Source organism: Neglectibacter sp. X4 (assembly GCF_009917365.1).
Lineage (GTDB): Bacteria > Bacillota > Clostridia > Oscillospirales > Acutalibacteraceae > Acutalibacter.
Genome location: NZ_QWLE01000012.1, coordinates 17613 through 32826 on the forward strand (window position 1 = coordinate 17613; position 15214 = coordinate 32826).

General features: G+C 56.7%; 17 protein-coding genes and 1 riboswitch. Of the genes, 8 read left to right on the plus strand and 9 right to left on the minus strand.

The window, feature by feature from the left end; translation table 11 throughout:
- The first annotated feature begins 112 nt into the window (after positions 1-112).
- From D1841_RS07215 to D1841_RS07230, 4 genes are all read left to right on the plus strand, one after another.
- Complete coding sequence (locus D1841_RS07215; protein ID WP_160642571.1) at positions 113-1285, plus strand: malic enzyme-like NAD(P)-binding protein; 1173 nt, start codon at positions 113-115, stop codon at positions 1283-1285.
- Positions 1286-1401: 116 nt separating this feature from the next.
- Entirely contained in the window at positions 1402-1710 is a 309-nt protein-coding gene (locus D1841_RS07220; protein ID WP_237076240.1) for a nucleoside triphosphate pyrophosphohydrolase, read from the plus strand.
- Between the two features lie 78 nt (positions 1711-1788).
- Positions 1789-2364 (plus strand): ECF transporter S component, encoded by a 576-nt coding sequence (locus D1841_RS07225; RefSeq protein WP_160642570.1) that lies wholly within the window; start codon positions 1789-1791, stop codon positions 2362-2364.
- 3 nt (positions 2365-2367) lie between these two features.
- Positions 2368-2559, plus strand: a complete 192-nt coding sequence (locus D1841_RS07230) for a DUF6019 family protein (protein WP_160642569.1) — start codon at positions 2368-2370, stop codon at positions 2557-2559.
- 47 nt (positions 2560-2606) lie between these two features.
- Here the strand turns inward: D1841_RS07230 and D1841_RS07235 are convergent, their stop codons facing one another.
- The 4 genes from D1841_RS07235 to D1841_RS07250 form a co-directional block, all read right to left on the minus strand.
- Positions 2607-3890: a M28 family metallopeptidase gene (locus D1841_RS07235; RefSeq protein ID WP_160642568.1), complete on the minus strand. Its 1284-nt coding sequence runs from the start codon at positions 3888-3890 to the stop codon at positions 2607-2609.
- Positions 3891-4187: 297 nt separating this feature from the next.
- Positions 4188-5096, minus strand: a complete 909-nt coding sequence (locus D1841_RS07240) for a 4Fe-4S binding protein (RefSeq protein ID WP_160642567.1) — start codon at positions 5094-5096, stop codon at positions 4188-4190.
- Entirely contained in the window at positions 5069-5215 is a 147-nt protein-coding gene (locus tag D1841_RS07245) for a CD1871A family CXXC motif-containing protein (protein ID WP_166554240.1), read from the minus strand. The genes D1841_RS07240 and D1841_RS07245 overlap by 28 nt, the downstream gene beginning before the upstream one ends.
- The gene (locus D1841_RS07250; protein WP_160642566.1) at positions 5205-5744 is read right to left on the minus strand and encodes a TlpA disulfide reductase family protein; all 540 of its coding nucleotides are present in this window, start codon (positions 5742-5744) and stop codon (positions 5205-5207) included. The genes D1841_RS07245 and D1841_RS07250 overlap by 11 nt, the downstream gene beginning before the upstream one ends.
- Before the next feature lie 346 nt (positions 5745-6090).
- Here D1841_RS07250 and murC point away from each other — a divergent pair, with 346 nt between their 5' ends.
- The 4 genes from murC to bsh all read left to right on the plus strand — a co-directional run bounded on the left by murC (position 6091) and on the right by bsh (position 9782).
- A complete protein-coding gene (gene murC / locus D1841_RS07255) occupies positions 6091-7500 on the plus strand; it encodes a UDP-N-acetylmuramate--L-alanine ligase (protein ID WP_160642565.1) in 1410 nt (469 codons plus the stop codon).
- Positions 7481-8266: a Cof-type HAD-IIB family hydrolase gene (locus D1841_RS07260; RefSeq protein WP_160642564.1), complete on the plus strand. Its 786-nt coding sequence runs from the start codon at positions 7481-7483 to the stop codon at positions 8264-8266. Before murC ends, D1841_RS07260 begins: the two co-directional genes overlap by 20 nt.
- Before the next feature lie 27 nt (positions 8267-8293).
- On the plus strand, positions 8294-8635 hold the full coding sequence (locus tag D1841_RS07265) for a sensory rhodopsin transducer (RefSeq protein ID WP_160642563.1): 342 nt from the start codon (positions 8294-8296) through the stop codon (positions 8633-8635).
- A 163-nt stretch (positions 8636-8798) separates the two neighbouring features.
- On the plus strand, positions 8799-9782 hold the full coding sequence (bsh, locus tag D1841_RS07270; RefSeq protein ID WP_160642562.1) for a choloylglycine hydrolase: 984 nt from the start codon (positions 8799-8801) through the stop codon (positions 9780-9782).
- A 73-nt stretch (positions 9783-9855) separates the two neighbouring features.
- Here bsh and D1841_RS07275 read toward each other — a convergent pair whose 3' ends face one another.
- From D1841_RS07275 to D1841_RS07295, 5 genes are all read right to left on the minus strand, one after another.
- Positions 9856-11145, minus strand: a complete 1290-nt coding sequence (locus D1841_RS07275) for an MFS transporter (RefSeq protein ID WP_160642561.1) — start codon at positions 11143-11145, stop codon at positions 9856-9858.
- Between the two features lie 200 nt (positions 11146-11345).
- Positions 11346-12476: a DUF4317 domain-containing protein gene (locus D1841_RS07280; protein ID WP_160642560.1), complete on the minus strand. Its 1131-nt coding sequence runs from the start codon at positions 12474-12476 to the stop codon at positions 11346-11348.
- A gap of 319 nt (positions 12477-12795) precedes the next feature.
- On the minus strand, positions 12796-12966 hold the full coding sequence (locus D1841_RS07285) for a FeoB-associated Cys-rich membrane protein (protein WP_160642559.1): 171 nt from the start codon (positions 12964-12966) through the stop codon (positions 12796-12798).
- 199 nt (positions 12967-13165) lie between these two features.
- Positions 13166-13801 carry an energy-coupled thiamine transporter ThiT gene (locus tag D1841_RS07290; protein WP_160642558.1) on the minus strand — a complete coding sequence of 212 codons (636 nt, stop codon included), beginning with the start codon at positions 13799-13801 and terminating at the stop codon, positions 13166-13168.
- Between the two features lie 117 nt (positions 13802-13918).
- Positions 13919-14044: riboswitch (TPP riboswitch) on the minus strand.
- Positions 14045-14122: 78 nt separating this feature from the next.
- Positions 14123-15148 carry a dihydrodipicolinate reductase gene (locus D1841_RS07295; protein ID WP_160642557.1) on the minus strand — a complete coding sequence of 342 codons (1026 nt, stop codon included), beginning with the start codon at positions 15146-15148 and terminating at the stop codon, positions 14123-14125.
- Positions 15149-15214 lie beyond the last annotated feature (66 nt).

A 15214-nucleotide genomic window follows, 5' to 3' on the forward strand; every position in this document is an offset into this window, starting at 1 on the left:
CCCGCCTTAGCCTTTCCTTCGGTCAGGCAGGCGATGGACACAATACCAACGCGTTTCGCGCTTATGGTATAATTTGTAAAAAAGAACAGGCTCGGCATAAGGAGGAAGAAACGTGGATTACGCGGCAAAAGCACTGGAAATGCATAGGGAATGGAAGGGGAAAATCAGGGTGGACACCCCCTGCCCCCTGGCAGGCAGGGACGATCTTTCTGTGGCCTACACCCCGGGGGTGGCGGCCCCCTGTTTGGAGATTGCCAAGGATAAAGAGCTGTCCTATACGTACACACGCCGGGGCAACCTGGTGGCTGTGGTGACGGACGGCACCGCTGTGCTGGGCCTGGGAGACATCGGCCCCGAGGCGGGGATGCCTGTGATGGAGGGCAAGTGCGCCCTGTTTAAGGCTTTTGCCGGGGTGGACGCCTTCCCCCTGTGCATACGCAGCAAGGACGTAGACGAAATTGTGCGCACAGTGGAGCTGCTGGCTGGCTCCTTTGGGGGCATCAATTTAGAGGATATCGCAGCCCCCCGGTGCTTTGAGATTGAAGAGAAGCTTCAGGAGCGCCTGGACATCCCGGTGTTCCATGATGACCAGCATGGCACTGCTGTGGTGACGGTGTCCGCTATGATAAACGCCCTGCGCCTCACAGGACGGAAGCTGGAGACGGTTTCCGCCGTGGTCAACGGCGCGGGGGCCGCGGGCACCGCCTGCACCCGGCTGCTCATGGCTCTGGGGCTTAAAAATGTGGTGGTGTGCGATAAGGCAGGGGCGCTCTATGAAGGCATGGAGGGCATCACCCCGGCCCAGCAGGCTTTAGCCGCCGCAACCAATCCGGAAAAGAAAAAGGGCGCCCTTGCCGACGTTATACGGGGCGCGGACGTGTTCATGGGCTTCTCCGCCCCAGGGTGCCTCACAGGGGAGATGGTGCGCACCATGGCAAAGGATCCCATCATCTTTGCCTGCGCCAACCCCACCCCGGAGATTTTCCCCGAGGAAGCCTTGGCGGCAGGGGCCAGGGTGGTTGGCTCCGGTCGCTCGGACTATCCCAACCAGATAAACAATGTCCTGGCCTTCCCCGGCATTTTCCGGGGAGCCTTGGATGTGCGGGCCAGGGAGATTAACGACAAGATGAAGGTTGCCGCAGCTAAGGCGCTGGCAGATCTCATCTCCCCCGCAGACCTCAGGGAGGACAATATCATCCCCTCCGCCTTTAACCCCGCCGTGGCCCCCGCCGTCGCCGCCGCTGTGGCCCAGGCCGCCAAGGATTCCGGCGCAGCCCGGGCTTAAGGCTCCGCATTTAGGAATCCGCCAAAGAGCGTCCCGCCTTTGGAATTTCGCGCATGCAGATTGTGAGAATGGGCAGGCTTACGGCCCGCGTTTTAGAATGGATTAGGAGGATGCTTATGGAATATAACAAGCTGGTGCGAGATAAAATACCACAGATGATAGAGTCCCAGGGGGAAAAGCCTGTTATTAGAATCTTAGGGGAAGAGGAATACCACGCCGCGCTGGAGCAAAAGCTCCTGGAGGAAGCCGGGGAGTACCGGGAAAGCCGGGAGCTGGCAGAACTGGCGGACATCCTGGAGGTGGTTTTCGCCCTGTGTGAAGCGGACGGGCACACCCTGGAGGAACTGGATACAGCCTGTCGGAAAAAGCACGAAGCCCGGGGAGGCTTTGCAGAGAGGGTGTTCCTTGTCTCAAAAAGCACTTGACAAAACCCCCAGGAGGCGCTATCCTGTTTTTGCGGCCGCTGGCATTGCAGGCCGGAACTTAGGAAAGAAGGAATGAAGATGGGAAACTCCCAAAAGTCCGTTTACAAAATTGCGGCAGTCGGTATATTCGCCGCTTTGGTTTTCGTATCCAACTTAATCAGCATCCCTATCCCTGTGGCTATCGGGGACGTAAGCCGCATCCACCTGGGCAATATTTTCTGCCTGCTGTCCGGCTTTGTGCTGGGGCCTGTGGGAGGCGGGCTGGCGGCGGGCATCGGCTCTGCCCTGTATGACGTGACAAACCCTGCCTACATCGCCTCCGCGCCCTTCACCTTTGTGTTCAAGTTCCTGCTGGCTGCTGTGTGCGGCTGGGTGGCCTATGCCCGGCAGCAGGAGGGCGCAAACCACAAGCTGAACATCTGCGCCGCGGCTGCGGGCAGCCTCGTTTACATGGCGCTGTACCTCTCAAAGGCTTTTGTGCAGGGCCTGCTGGTTGGCAGCGAACTGGGGGCGGTGCTGGTCGCCGTTGCCACAAAGGCCGCCACCTCCGGCATCAACGCCATCATCGCTGTGGTGATTTCAGTGCCCCTGTGCGCGGTAGTGCGGGCGGCGCTGAAAAGAAGCCATCTGCTGGATAAGCTGCAAAGGGGCTGACCCATGGAGCGCCTGGGCTTCGACCTCGTTACAGCCATTATCCTCCTTATCGCCCTGTATTTTGTGGTGAAATCCGCAGTGAGCAGCGCCATTGATGACAGCAAAAATGAAATTGCCAAGGCTGTGAAAAAGGGCATAGAGAAATACGAGCGGGAAAAAGAAGAAGGCAGCCCCAAAGAGACAGAAGAAGAATAGCGCGAAAAAGCAGGCCGCAATATGCGGCCTGCTTTTTGTATAGGCTTTTACCCCTTCTTTTCCTCGGAAACCTCCGCCAGATCCTTTTTGTAAAGGTATTTTTCCACTTCCTCCACCATGTTCTGGGGCACCTTGCGCTCTACAGGGAACACCCTGCCGTTAATCAGCGCCCGGGAAACCTCCAGCACCAGGCGGGTGGTTTTTTCCAAAGCCTCCGGGGAAAGGAAGCTTAAGGTATCAAAGCGGTTGTGGATATAGGCCGCGCCCGGGGCGCCGTCCCGGCTGAAGTTGATGGCGGGCACGCCGCTGTCTGCAAAGGGGATGGAATCGCTGGAATAGATGCCCTGCCGGACAGCCGCCCCGCAGCCGCATATTTTCATCATGTATTCCGCAAAGGCCACAAGCTTTTCCTCCGCTGTCACAGCTATCTTGTCCACGCCCAGCACAGGGCCGCCCACGTCCACGTTTATCATCAGCAAATGGTCGGCAAGCTCCTCTTTATGGGCCTTCACATAGGCCCAGCTTCCTTCCAGGCCAATTTCCTCTGAGCCGTACCACATGAATTTTACCGTGCGGCGGGGCGGGTTCTCCACAAAATACCGCAGGATTTCCATGTTGATAACAGAACCCGCGCCGTTATCGTACACGCCCTTGGAAAAGTCCACAGAATCGTAATGGGCGCCGAAGGAGACGATTTCTTCCGGCTTTTCTGTGCCCACCACTGTGGCGATAACATTGTGGGAGGTGCGCTCCACTGTGGTGTTTTTCAGCACAATGCGGGCTTTGGCGGCCCCCCGCTTCACCATGTCGAAGGCGTCCAGCACCCGGGTATGCACCATGGGCACATTGCCAAAGGCCCGCAGGGTGCGGCGCAGCTTCCGGGTGGCTAAATCCGTCTCGTCCCGGCTATCCCGCAGCTCCCCCTCCATGGTGACGATGCCCGCCACGCCGGCCTTCATCAGCTTCTTGAACAGCGGCACCCGCATAAAGCCGTTTACCAGCACGATTTTCCCTTTGGCTTCAGAAAGGCTCACCTCGTCCCCGTCCTCCACATAGAGGAATTCAGCGGCAAGCCCGTCGCCGAAGGTGTTCTGGGCACATTTATAGCCTGTGACAGGATAGCTTTGCTGGTATGGCTCTAAAATTTCCAGGGTGGCTGTTTCAACCTCCGCATCCTCAATTTCAAAATCCTGGAGGATAACAGGCACCCCCAGGGCCTCGCATTCCGCCTTTAAAATCTCCGCCGCCTGCAGCTCCTCCGCAGAGCCTGCTGTGCGGGTGAACCCGATTTTTTCCAGCAGTTCCATTTCCCTTTTTCCACAGATATCCATTTGCAGCCTTCCTCTCTTTTTTAGGGTTTGTTTGAAAATAGAGAAAGTGTCGAATTTTTGAGACAAAACAGGGCGGTTTCAAGGCGGAACCCGCAAGACAGGCTGTCGCCTGTCGAGGATTTCCAACACAGAAAACGCACGTTTTGGACAAAAAGACGGTGTTTACGATTTTTCAAACAAGCCTTAGTTATTCCGGTTTTTCTTTACTTTCAAATTTAGACTGGCACAGCCCGGGGTCGCGCCGTTTTGCTAGGCTTCTATGCCCTTTGGACATTATAGCACAGGGGCCGGGGAAAGTCACGGGCAATTTCCCGGTTCGGCGCCTTCCTGTTCGTCTTTACAGGCAAATCCGGAGGTGATGGCCCCGGCAGGGCAGGCATCCCGGCACTTTCCGCAGCGGATACACTCTGGGCCGCCGCAGCCTTTTGTAACCTCCACTGCCATGGGGCAGGCATGTTCGCACTTTTTGCAGCCTGTACATTTGCTTTTGTCCAGCTTTATCTGGTAAAAGCTGAAGCGGTTAAACAGGGAATAAAAAGCGCCTAAGGGGCAGAGATAGCGGCAGAAGGCCCGGGGAATGAACACGCAGGCCGCCAGGATTACAACCAGCACCAGGGCTTTCCAGCTAAAAAGCGCCCCCATGAGGGATCGCAGGGAGGGGTTTGCCAGCAGCAGGGGCACGCCGCCTTCCAGGGTGCCTGCCGGGCAGAGGTATTTGCAGAAATAGGGCGGGGCAACTCCGGTATCTGTCACAGCAAAGGCGGGCAGCAGCACCACCAGCACCAGCAGGACAGCATACTTAAGCCACCGCAGGGGCTTGTCTATTTTCTTTGGCACCCGCAGCTTGGGGGAGGGGATTTTAAAGAGCAGATCCTGTACCAGCCCGAAAGGGCACAGAAGCCCGCAGATAAGCCTGCCCAGCGCTACACCGAAGAGCATAAGCAGGCCCAGCACATAAAAGGGGAAGCGGCGGCTGGAGCCGCCCAGTACGGCCTGGAGGGAGCCGATGGGGCAGGCCCCCAGGGCGCCAGGGCAGGAGTAGCAGTTGAGGACAGGCACGCAGACAGCTTTTGTGCCGCCTGTGAAAATTTTCCCCTTGGCAAAGCCTATGGCATAGCCGTTTACCACTGCGGCGGCAAGGAGCTGCACCCTGCGCTGGAAGGAAAGCTTCCCCTTTTTCAGCCTATCCCGATGCATTCCAGACATATTTTCACCGCCTTCTGCAAAACCCCCATGTGTTCCTGTCCTAAAAGGCCCAGGAGGATGCATACAGCCGCCAAGGCCAGCAGGCCGTACCGCGCTGCCAGGATCCCTTTACGTTTCAAGGGTGATCTCCTTTTTTCCGCCCTCCTGCAGGGCCTTGTTCATGGCGTCCAGGAATACGCCGGACAAGTCTGCCTGCCCGCCGATAACCGCCTTGCCCACCTGCTTGCCGGAGGAATCCAGGAAAATGGTGGTGGGGATAGCCTGGATATCAGTCAGAAGGCTTTGGAAGGCCTCGTCCCCACTGACAAGGGTAATCCCCTCATACCCGGCAAGCTCCAGCAGGGCTTTGGCTTTGCCCTCGTTGCCCTGGGCGTCGGTACACACGGTGATAAGCTGCACATTGTCCGGCAGGGCCTTTTCAAAGGCAGCCAAATCCGGCATTTCCGCAATGCAGGGGGAGCAGAAGGTGCCCCAGAAGTTAATAGCGGTCAGATCTTTTGCGGCAATGTCCTTTTCTGTGAAGCTGCCGCCGTCCAGGGTTTGGGCGGTGAAGGCCTGCGCCGCCTCCCCGGCAGAGCAGCCTGCGGCCAGCAGGGCAATTGCCAGCAGCATGGGCAAAAGGCGTATGACAAGTTTTCTTAATGGCATGGTTTTCCCTCTCTTCCTAGAAAAAGTCAAGTAATAGGTGCTAAGGCTTATTATACCCCCTGCCGGGGAAATCGGCAAGGGCGAAAAACAGCATGTATAGGGTACGCAGTTCAAAAGAGGCAATAGCCTTTTTGGAACCAGCGGCAATGCCGCATGCTTGAAAATCGGGCTATACCGATTTTCAAGCGCGTTTACTATACGCCCCCGGCTGTTTTTTATCCTGATTTTTAAGGAAAGGGCTTTATTTTGGGGCCAGATTGCAATATAATATAAAAAGCGGTTCTGCCCTTCGCAGCGGAAACGGGAAGCGCGGCTTTCCTATTATACAGGTTAGGAGATACTGGACATGACAAATTTTGATGAAAATCTGCTGGACAAGGTAAAGCGCCTGCACTTTGTAGGCATTGGCGGCTCGGGCATGTGCCCCATGGCAGAGCTTCTGCACCATGGGGGCTATGTGCTTACAGGTTCTGACCGCAACGAGTCCGACACCCTCCAGCGGGTGCGGGCCATGGGCATCCCGGTTTTCACAGAGCACCGGGCGGAAAACATCGGGGACGCAGAGGCTGTGGTGTATACCGCCGCCTGCCGGGACGATAACCCCGAGCTTGTGGCCGCCCGGGAAAAAGGCGTCCCCACCCTGGAGCGGGCCGTCATGCTGGGGATGCTCACCCGGCGCTTCCAGCAGACTGTAGGCGTTTCCGGCACCCATGGCAAAACCACCACCACAGCCATGCTCACCCAGGTTTTCATGGAATGCGGCATGGATCCCAGCGCCATTATCGGCGGCAAGCTGCCCCTCATCGGCGGCAACAGCCGGGCTGGGAACAGCGAAACCATGGTGTGCGAGGCCTGCGAGTATGTAGACAGCTTCCTGCAGCTCACCCCGGCAGTGGCGGTAATTCTGAACGTGGACGCGGATCATCTGGACTATTTTAAGACCCTGGATAATATTGTGAAATCCTTTCATCAATATGCCAGCCAGGCAACCCGCCTGCTGGTGGTAAACGGGGATGACAAAAAGGCCATGGAAAGCGTGGCGGGCCTTGACAAGGAGCTTGTCACTTTTGGCCTCAGCGATAAAAACGACTACTATCCCCAGGAGATGAACGAGGAGCCTTCCGCCTGCGAGGACTTCACCCTGATGCATAAGGGGAAGCCTTTAGGCCGGGTGGAGCTTTCTGTGCCCGGGCGCCACAACATGCTCAACGCCCTGGCTGCCGCTGCCTGCGCCCACGCTTTAGGCGCGGAACCGGAAGCCCTGTGCCAGGCGCTGCACCATTTTGCCGGGGTACACAGGCGCTTTGAGGTGCTGGGGAAGTTTGAGGGGGTTACGGTGGCGGACGATTTCGCTCACCATCCCACAGAGCTGACGGCCACCCTCACCTCTGCCATGAAGATGGGCTACCGGAAGGTGTGGGCCATTTTCCAGCCCCACACCTATTCCCGCACCTACACACTGTTAGAGGATTTCGCCAAGGCCCTGGCTATCCCCGACCACCTGATATTGACAGAGATTCTGGCGGTGCGGGAGGAAAACATCTACGGCATCAAGACAGCGGATCTGGCACAAAAAGTGCCGGGCAGCGTGTGGTTTGAAGGCTTCCCCGAGACAGCGGACTATGCCATAGCCCACGCGGGGCCTGGGGATCTGCTGCTGACTTTAGGCGGCGGGGACGTGTATAAATGCGCCAACCTGATAGTGGAAAAATATAAGCAGCGGCAGGAGGCAGGGAATGATGGAGCGGGACATTAAAGCGTGTTTTTTCGACATTGACGGCACCCTTATCGACCATGAGGGGGGCAGCGTTATGCCCCAGTCCACCAAGGAGAGCCTTTGCGCCCTGCGGGAAAAAGGGGTGAAGCTCTTTGTGGCAACAGGGCGCCCCCCCACCATGGTGGATTTTATTGAGCAGTATTTCCAGTTTGACGGGTTTGTTTCCTTAAACGGGCAGCTTGTTGTGCTGCGGGACGGCACAGTGCTCCACCGCATGGCCCACAACCCGGAGGATATCCGGCGGCTGGTGGAGATTGTGAAAAAGGAAAAGTTCCCCTGCCTGATCATTGAGGAACATGAAAGCTTTTACGTACTCGACGGCGAGGCTGTCACCCAGCACCACAGGCGGGCCGGGGTGGCCCTGCCCCGGCAGTATGACATCGGGAGGCTGGAGGAGCACCCGGTGCTGCAGTTTCTGGTATACGGCCTGGAAAACCTGCCCTATATCGCCTGCCTGCCCCACGTTGAGCCTACCAGCGCCGGGGGGCACATCCAGGACATTATCCCCAAGGGCGGCGGCAAGGAAGTGGGCATTGCCGCCGCGGCTGCCCATTACGGCATCAGGCGGGAGGAAATCATGGTCTTTGGCGACGGGGACAATGACCAGCGGATGCTGCGCTGGGCCGGAGTGGGCGTGGCTATGGGCAACGGCTCGGAAAAGGCCAGGGCCGCGGCAGACTACATATCCATCCCGACAGGCCAGGGCGGGATTTATCACGCATTAAAGCATTTCGGCGTGCTGTAACGCGCCGGGGAAAAGGAGGGGCACAGTATGAAAAAGGTGATACCAGACTGCTATTGGCCCAGTTCCGCCAACGGGGCATATGTAAGCCATGAGGCCATCTGTGTTTTAAACCAGGGGGACGAGCCGGCAGAACTGGACATCACCCTGTATTTTGAGGACAGGGAGCCGGTTTCCGGCTATCATGTGACAGTGGAGGCCAGGCGGACAAAGCATATCCGCATGGACAAGCTTACAAACCATGCCGGGCAGCCTGTGCCCCAGGACACCCCTTATGCGGCGGTGGTGGAGTGCAGCCGGGAAGTGGCCCTGCAATATTCCCGGGTGGATACCACCCAGGCGGAGCTTGGGATGATGACCACCCTGCTGTAGGGCGGCTGTATAACAGGGCGCTTTGGCGCATATGCTATAGATACAGGGCCTGCGGCGGCTGGGAAACCTGCCGCGGACAATATGACGAAAGGAGCGATACCGGGCAAAAAGGGCGGATGCTTCCTCCCTTTTTGTGCGAACCTGTATCGCATGGTGTTTTTTTATGTGTACCAGCATTGCCATGACAAGGGACTGCTTCTATTTTGGGCGCAACATGGACTGGGAGTGCGGCATGGGGGAACAGGTGGTGGTTACGCCCCGCCGGTTCCCCTTCCATTTCCGCAAAGCCCAGCCCATGGAGCGCCATTATGCCATGCTGGGCATGGGGATGCTGGACGTGGGATATCCCCTGTATGCGGAAGCTTCCAATGAAAAGGGGCTGTGTATGGCTGGGCTGAATTTCCCGCAGAACGCTTGGTATGCTACCCAGCCGGATCCGGTGAAAAACAATATTTCCCCCTTTGAGCTGATCCCCTGGGTGCTGGGCCAGTGCGCCACGCTGGGGGAGGCCCGGTGCCTGCTGGAGAACACCTGGCTGGTGGCAGTCCCCTTCAGCCCTCAGGTGGGCCTGTCGCCCCTGCACTGGCATATTGCGGACAGGAGCGGCTCCCTCGTGCTGGAATCCACCAGGGACGGGATGCATATTTATGATAACCCTGTGGGGGTGGTGACGAACAATCCCCCCTTCCCCTTCCAGATGCAGAACCTGTGCCAGTATCTGAACCTAAGCCCCGGCACCCCCAGCAACTGCTTTTCCGCCATAGACGGCCTGGAGCCTTTCGGCTATGGCCTGGGCAGCGTGGGCCTGCCCGGGGACTTCTCCCCTGCCTCCCGGTTTGTAAAGGCGGCCTACCTTGCTGCCAATTCCATCTGCCATGGAGACGAGGAAAGCTGCCTGTCCCAATTTTTTCACCTGCTGGGGGCAGTGGCTATGGTGCGGGGCAGCGTGGTCACCCCGGAGGGGAAGCTGGAGACAACTACCTATACCTGCTGCATCAACGTTACAAAAGGCCGCTATTATTATACCTCTTATCACAACAGCGGCCTGACAGGGGTGGACTTGTACAGTGAGGATTTGGAAGGGGAAAGGCTTGTGTGCTACCCCATTGAGCAGAAGGCTGCTGTGAAATGGCAGAACAGGCGGTGAGAAAGCCGCAAAGGAAAGCCCCCGCCCAGGAGAGAGAGTTCTCCGGGACGGGGGTTTTGTCTGGAAGCAGGCTCTATCGGCTTTTTGAGGCAGCAAGGGAACGGCGGAGGGTAAAGAGCAGGAAGAGGCCGATGAGGAACAGGATGGCAAGGCTGATAACGCCGATGGAGTCCCGGCCTGTGGCCTGGGTGAAGGTAGCTACCAGCAGGGGGCCGATGACGGCGGCAAACTTCCCGAAAATATCGAAGAAGCCAAAATATTCGTTAGAACGCTCCGAGGGGATGAGCTTGCCGAAATAAGAGCGGGAAATGGCCTGGATGCCCCCTTGCACTGTGCCCACCAGGAAGGCCATGCACCAGAAAAGCACCAGGGACAGGGTGCGGGCGCCGTCGTCGCCGGGGTGCTGCTCAATATTGAAGCCCATGAAGAAACCCACCAGGGTGATGAAGAAATACACGCCCACCGCGCAGCTTAACAGGTTGATGGAGCCGATTTTCTCCGCCAGCCGGGCAAAGAGGATGGAGAAGGGCACCGCCACTATCTGGGTCATCAAGAGGGCCAGAATCATGCTGATGCTGTTCAGGCCCAGCTTGGTGCCATAGGAGGTGGAAACGGAGATAATGGTGTTCACCCCGTCAATATAGAAGAAATAGGCCACAAGGAAGAGGAAGATTTTTTTGTCCTGGAAAATCTCCTTTGCGGTGCGCCACAGGTTTGAAAAGGAGGAGCGCACCAGGTTTTTCTGCGGCTCAATATAGTGTACCTGCTTCACGTTTTTCAGCATGGGGATGCTGAACACCAGCCACCACAGGCTTGTGAGGATGATCACCAGCTTGAAGGCCAGCACGCTGTCCATGCCCATGACCATCAGCAGGATGATAGACAGCACAAAGGGGATGGTGCTGCCGCCGATATATCCCATGGCATAGCCCCAGGAGGACACCCTGTCCATGCGCTCTGGGGTGGTAACGTCGGTGAGGAAGGAGTCATAAAACAGGCAGGAACCGGAAAAGCCGATGTGGCTGAGGACATAGCCCGCAAGCAGAAGCTGATAGCTGTCCACAAAAGCGTTTGAGAGGGTGAATGCCACGCCGATAAACAGGAAGGCGGCAAAAAGCTTTTTCTTGTGGCCCTTGTGATCCGCCAGCGCCCCCAGCACCGGGGCCAGCACCGCCACCAGGAAGGTGGCTGCCGAGGTGCCGTAAGACCACAGCACCAGGTTGTCCGCGCCAGAAGCCTTGCAGACGGAGTTAAAGTAAATGGGGAAGATGACCGCCAGGATGTTGGTGGCGTAGACGGAGTTGGCCCAATCGTACAGGATCCAGCTTTTCTCCACCTTGGTAAACTTTTTGGTGGTTTTCATGGAGCAGCAGCCCCCTTTCATATCAATATAGTCATTATCTCATATTTTTGCGGATGATTCAATAGAATTTTGTCAATTTTTGCAAATAAACCCTAAGGGGCCTTTTTCATGGGGATATCCCATTGCCTTATTCCCTCACAAAAAAGGCTACGGCTCCTGGTAGCGAAGCCGCAGCCTTTCTGAACCCGGGATACAGGCCTTTACTCCGTGACGGACACCGCCACGCCGTTTACCTCCACCCCGTCCTCTGCCCGGATGAGTATGTATTTTTTCCCGTCTATCAGCCGGGTTTCCACCAGATGGGCAAAGTCCGCCTCCACCTTTATAAGGATGTTAGGCGTGCGCACCTGGGTTTCCTTCTGGTCAATCAGGTTTTTGGGGCTGACAGCCTGCTCCCCGAATTCCTCCTCGTACTGCTGGGCAAAGGCAGAAATTTTCTCCTCCTCCACCTCGCAGTCCCGCAGCACCTCCGACAGGACGCGCTTGGAGACTACCAGAGGCTCCGGGTCTTTCCGGGCCTTGTGGTTGTCCACCATTTCCCGCAGGCGGTCTGTCACCCCCTGCACCACGTCATAGCTGCATTGATCCCCCAGGGATTCCGCCAGCAGGGTGCGGAAGGTTTCCTGCTGGACGGCGGCGGGCATGGGCGGCTCCACCCGGAAAACAGAGTCGATAAACTCCGGGTGGTTCTCCTCCGCCCGCTTGGAGTAATACAGGGCGCTGTACAGGTTTGCGCAGCGGTCGTCAAAGGCGGGGAACAGGAAGCCCAGCTCCGGCGGGGACACCAGCCGCTCCACGCCACGGTTCTCAAACACGTTGTCCGGCACGTTATAGCTTAAAACGGGCTTTGTCTCTTTAATGGGGCAGATGCTGCACAGGATATAGGCATACACATCGTTGGAGCCGTCCGGCAGCATGCCGCCGTCCTTTGCCCGGTAAGGGATGTCATATTTGTCATAGGCCAGCAGAATCATATAAGGCGTGTCCAGGGCAAGGCTGCTGGTGATTTTTTCATAAAACGCAGTGGTAACTTCCTCATCCTTCAGCTCTGTCTCCCGCAGGGCCATAAGCAGCCGGTGCTCGTCGCTGTCCGCCACCTGCTGGGTGGTGAAAACGATATCCGTCAGATTTTTTCCCAGGCTGCCGGAAAGGGTGCGCTTCAGGGTGGAAAGCAGGTTCTCCACCTCCTCCTGGGGGGTGGAGGCCAGGGACTGGCCAAATTGGGAGGTGATTTCCCCCTTGGCGCTGACATAGCACCCGCGCACCTGGGTGATGCTGGTTTTTTCCGGATTAAAGCGGCGGCGGATTTCACCGATTTCTTTTTCGTTCATAGCGGATTCCTTTCTGTTCCTTCTTGAGATTTTCTTTCCTATTGTACCGCAATCAGGCCAAAAGTGCAAACATATTTTTGGAGCAGGAAAAGGGCCGCAGCCTGTCAAGGTGCTGCGGCCCTTTTCCGTAAGGGAGGAAATGTTCCTTGTTTGCTGTTAGGGCTTGTTTGAAAATAGAGGAAATGACGAATTTTTGGTCAGAAGTGGTCAGATTCCAGGATAAAACCGCAGGTCAACCTGCCGGTTGACGAGGATTTTTGACGTAGAAGATGGCCGCTTATGGGCAAAAAGACAATGTTTTCGATTTTTCAAACAAGCCCTATTTGTTCCCCGCTTTTTTGCCGGGATGGCAGAACCCGCTGTGGGGGCACCCGCCGCAGCCACAGGAGCATCCGCCTTTGCCCTGCTTCCAATTGTAAACGCACCTGGCTGCCACGGCTATAAAAACAGCCGCCACCAGTATGCCAATAATGATGGTTGGAAGATTCACTTGGAAAGCCTCCTTAACTTCTATGGGTTTATGGGACTGGGGTGGGAAAAGATTTGCGAAGTGATTAGCTGGAGCTAACTCTTGAGCTGCCTATAGTTTATCACAACTAACCACCTTTGTCAACCCTCTTTCCGCAAGGAAACCGGAAAAACAAAAGCCGGGGGAAGCCCCGGCTTTTGTGCGCGCATATGGCAAGCGCTTATTTTTCCCCATTTCCCAAGGAAAGGATCTGCTTGCCCGCAAACTGCATGAGCAGGAAAGCGGCCACGCAGGTGATAAGGATTTCAGGCAGCATGTAGGTGCCGTTATAGCAGGTGGAGTAGATAATGGCCAACTGGTTCCCTGTAAGGGAGCTGAGCCCGGGGAAGAAGGCCGCCACCAGTTCCTGCATGTAGCTTACCTCCATAAACTGCGCCCACAGCAGCCAGCCGGAAAGGATGGAGGCGATATAGCGGGCCAGCATGGCGATAAGGCAGCCCAGGGTGAAGGCCAGGGGATCGTTTTGGATCTTGTGCCGGAGAATGCCTGCCAGCCCCAGTACTGTGAAGGCCAGCAGGTAGTCCAGAAAAATGGAACCCGCCACAGTGGCGCCGGAAATGCCCTTTAAAGCGTCCAGGCCAAAGAGCAATTCTAAAACGCTGAAAACAAAGCCTGCCCCCAGCCCCCATTTTGTGCCGGCGCGGTAGGCAAAGAGCATGACTGGCAGCATGGAGCACAGGGTAATGCTGCCCCCATAGGGGAGGTCGAACACCTTGATAAAGGAAAGGGCTGTGCCAAGGGCCACCAGCACCCCGCCTGTTACAAGGTTCAGTGTGCGTGCAGAACGTGCGTTCATGATTCATCCCTCTTTCTGAAAAAAGCTCGGTGAAAAATGAAAATGCCACTTGGAAAAAATCCAAATGGCAGTGAAAAACATTCCCCCGGCGGGCAGCTTGCGCGCAAAACAGCCCTGCCCTTATGATGAAATGCTCCCTACGTCGGTATTATCCGCATCAGGTTCCTGCCAGAAGGCATAGGGTTTAAGCTCGAAGCTCCTCTCAGCTGCCTGCGCACACAGGCGGCACCCCTGTTTTCATTTTTCTGTATCCATTGTAAAGCTTTTGAGGGATTTTGTCAACCCGGAGATTTTTTTGGGGAGCGTCCATGGGCACAGCCTTCAGCAATAGAACTCCAGGGGATAAGAAGGGAAGCGCAGCTCCTCAAGCTGGTCGATGGTTACAAGCCCGGCAGGGGCCAGCAGCACGCTGGGAATGCGGTTGACAATGGTGGCGCAGGTGTGCTCCACTGTGGCAGGCTTCACCACGTGGAATTCCATGTCCGGCTCCCCGGTGATTTTCCAGTCGCACATGTCCCCATCCTCCGGGCCGTATACCTTGCCGATGCACTGGGTTTCTATAACAGGCCCCTGGAAGGTTTCTGTGGTAACTACCGCCGCCATGCCAATGCAGTTTCCTTTGGGGATGGTGGCGCCCATGGTTTCAGAATAGAGGTCGGCATCGTGGAAATAGGGCACGCACTTCTGAGTCTGGCTTTTGATTGTCAGGCCCAGTTTAGAGGCCAGGGCCTCGTTGGAGTTCCACACATAGGAAGGCTCCAGCACCTCCGGATGGGCTATCTGCTTTTCAAATTCCTCAGGGGTCAGCATAACCCCATGGGCCTTGGCCAGGGCCAGGCCATATTCCTCCACGTTATAGCTTACCGCCCCTTCTATCTTTTGGATGCTGTTGCAGCTTGCCGCCGCCAGCCCTACAAGGTTCACCCAGAAGGTGTCCTCCATGCCGCTGCCCACAAAGGTGCAGCCTGTTTCCTTTGCCAGCACGTCCAGGGCATTGGCCCGGGCCGGATCGGTAGTCCAGCAGTAGGTGGCCTCTTCGCAGGTGGTAATCACGTTAATTCCCCGGGAAAGGCATTTTACAAAGTGTTCATAGCAGTCGCTTACCAAGCTGAACAGGGTGACGATGGCAATATCCGGATCGCAGCTATCCAGCACGTGGTCGGCATCGCTGCTGATGAGCACGCCTGTTTTCACCCCCAGCCCGGCATAGTCTCCCACGTCCATGCCCACGATATCCGGATTTACGTCTATGGCCCCCATAATCTGCGCCCCATGCTCGTGGAGATACCGCAGGGTGTATTTGCTCATTTTGCCGCAGCCATACTGCACAACCTTTATCTTTTGCATAACAAAAGCCTCCTTGGATTTTTAGGCAACACCGCACAATTCACGACCGCCGTCTTAAGCGGCATC

Coding starts and splice junctions, on each gene's coding strand:
- D1841_RS07220 (WP_237076240.1), top strand. CDS start 1,402: ATGGAATATAACAAGCTGGTGCGAGATAAAATACCACAGATGATAGAG.
- D1841_RS07225 (WP_160642570.1), top strand. CDS start 1,789: ATGGGAAACTCCCAAAAGTCCGTTTACAAAATTGCGGCAGTCGGTATA.
- D1841_RS07230 (WP_160642569.1), top strand. CDS start 2,368: ATGGAGCGCCTGGGCTTCGACCTCGTTACAGCCATTATCCTCCTTATC.
- D1841_RS07235 (WP_160642568.1), bottom strand. CDS start 3,890: ATGGATATCTGTGGAAAAAGGGAAATGGAACTGCTGGAAAAAATCGGG.
- D1841_RS07240 (WP_160642567.1), bottom strand. CDS start 5,096: ATGTCTGGAATGCATCGGGATAGGCTGAAAAAGGGGAAGCTTTCCTTC.
- D1841_RS07250 (WP_160642566.1), bottom strand. CDS start 5,744: ATGCCATTAAGAAAACTTGTCATACGCCTTTTGCCCATGCTGCTGGCA.
- murC (WP_160642565.1), top strand. CDS start 6,091: ATGACAAATTTTGATGAAAATCTGCTGGACAAGGTAAAGCGCCTGCAC.
- D1841_RS07260 (WP_160642564.1), top strand. CDS start 7,481: ATGATGGAGCGGGACATTAAAGCGTGTTTTTTCGACATTGACGGCACC.
- D1841_RS07265 (WP_160642563.1), top strand. CDS start 8,294: ATGAAAAAGGTGATACCAGACTGCTATTGGCCCAGTTCCGCCAACGGG.
- bsh (WP_160642562.1), top strand. CDS start 8,799: ATGTGTACCAGCATTGCCATGACAAGGGACTGCTTCTATTTTGGGCGC.
- D1841_RS07275 (WP_160642561.1), bottom strand. CDS start 11,145: ATGAAAACCACCAAAAAGTTTACCAAGGTGGAGAAAAGCTGGATCCTG.
- D1841_RS07280 (WP_160642560.1), bottom strand. CDS start 12,476: ATGAACGAAAAAGAAATCGGTGAAATCCGCCGCCGCTTTAATCCGGAA.
- D1841_RS07290 (WP_160642558.1), bottom strand. CDS start 13,801: ATGAACGCACGTTCTGCACGCACACTGAACCTTGTAACAGGCGGGGTG.
- D1841_RS07295 (WP_160642557.1), bottom strand. CDS start 15,148: ATGCAAAAGATAAAGGTTGTGCAGTATGGCTGCGGCAAAATGAGCAAA.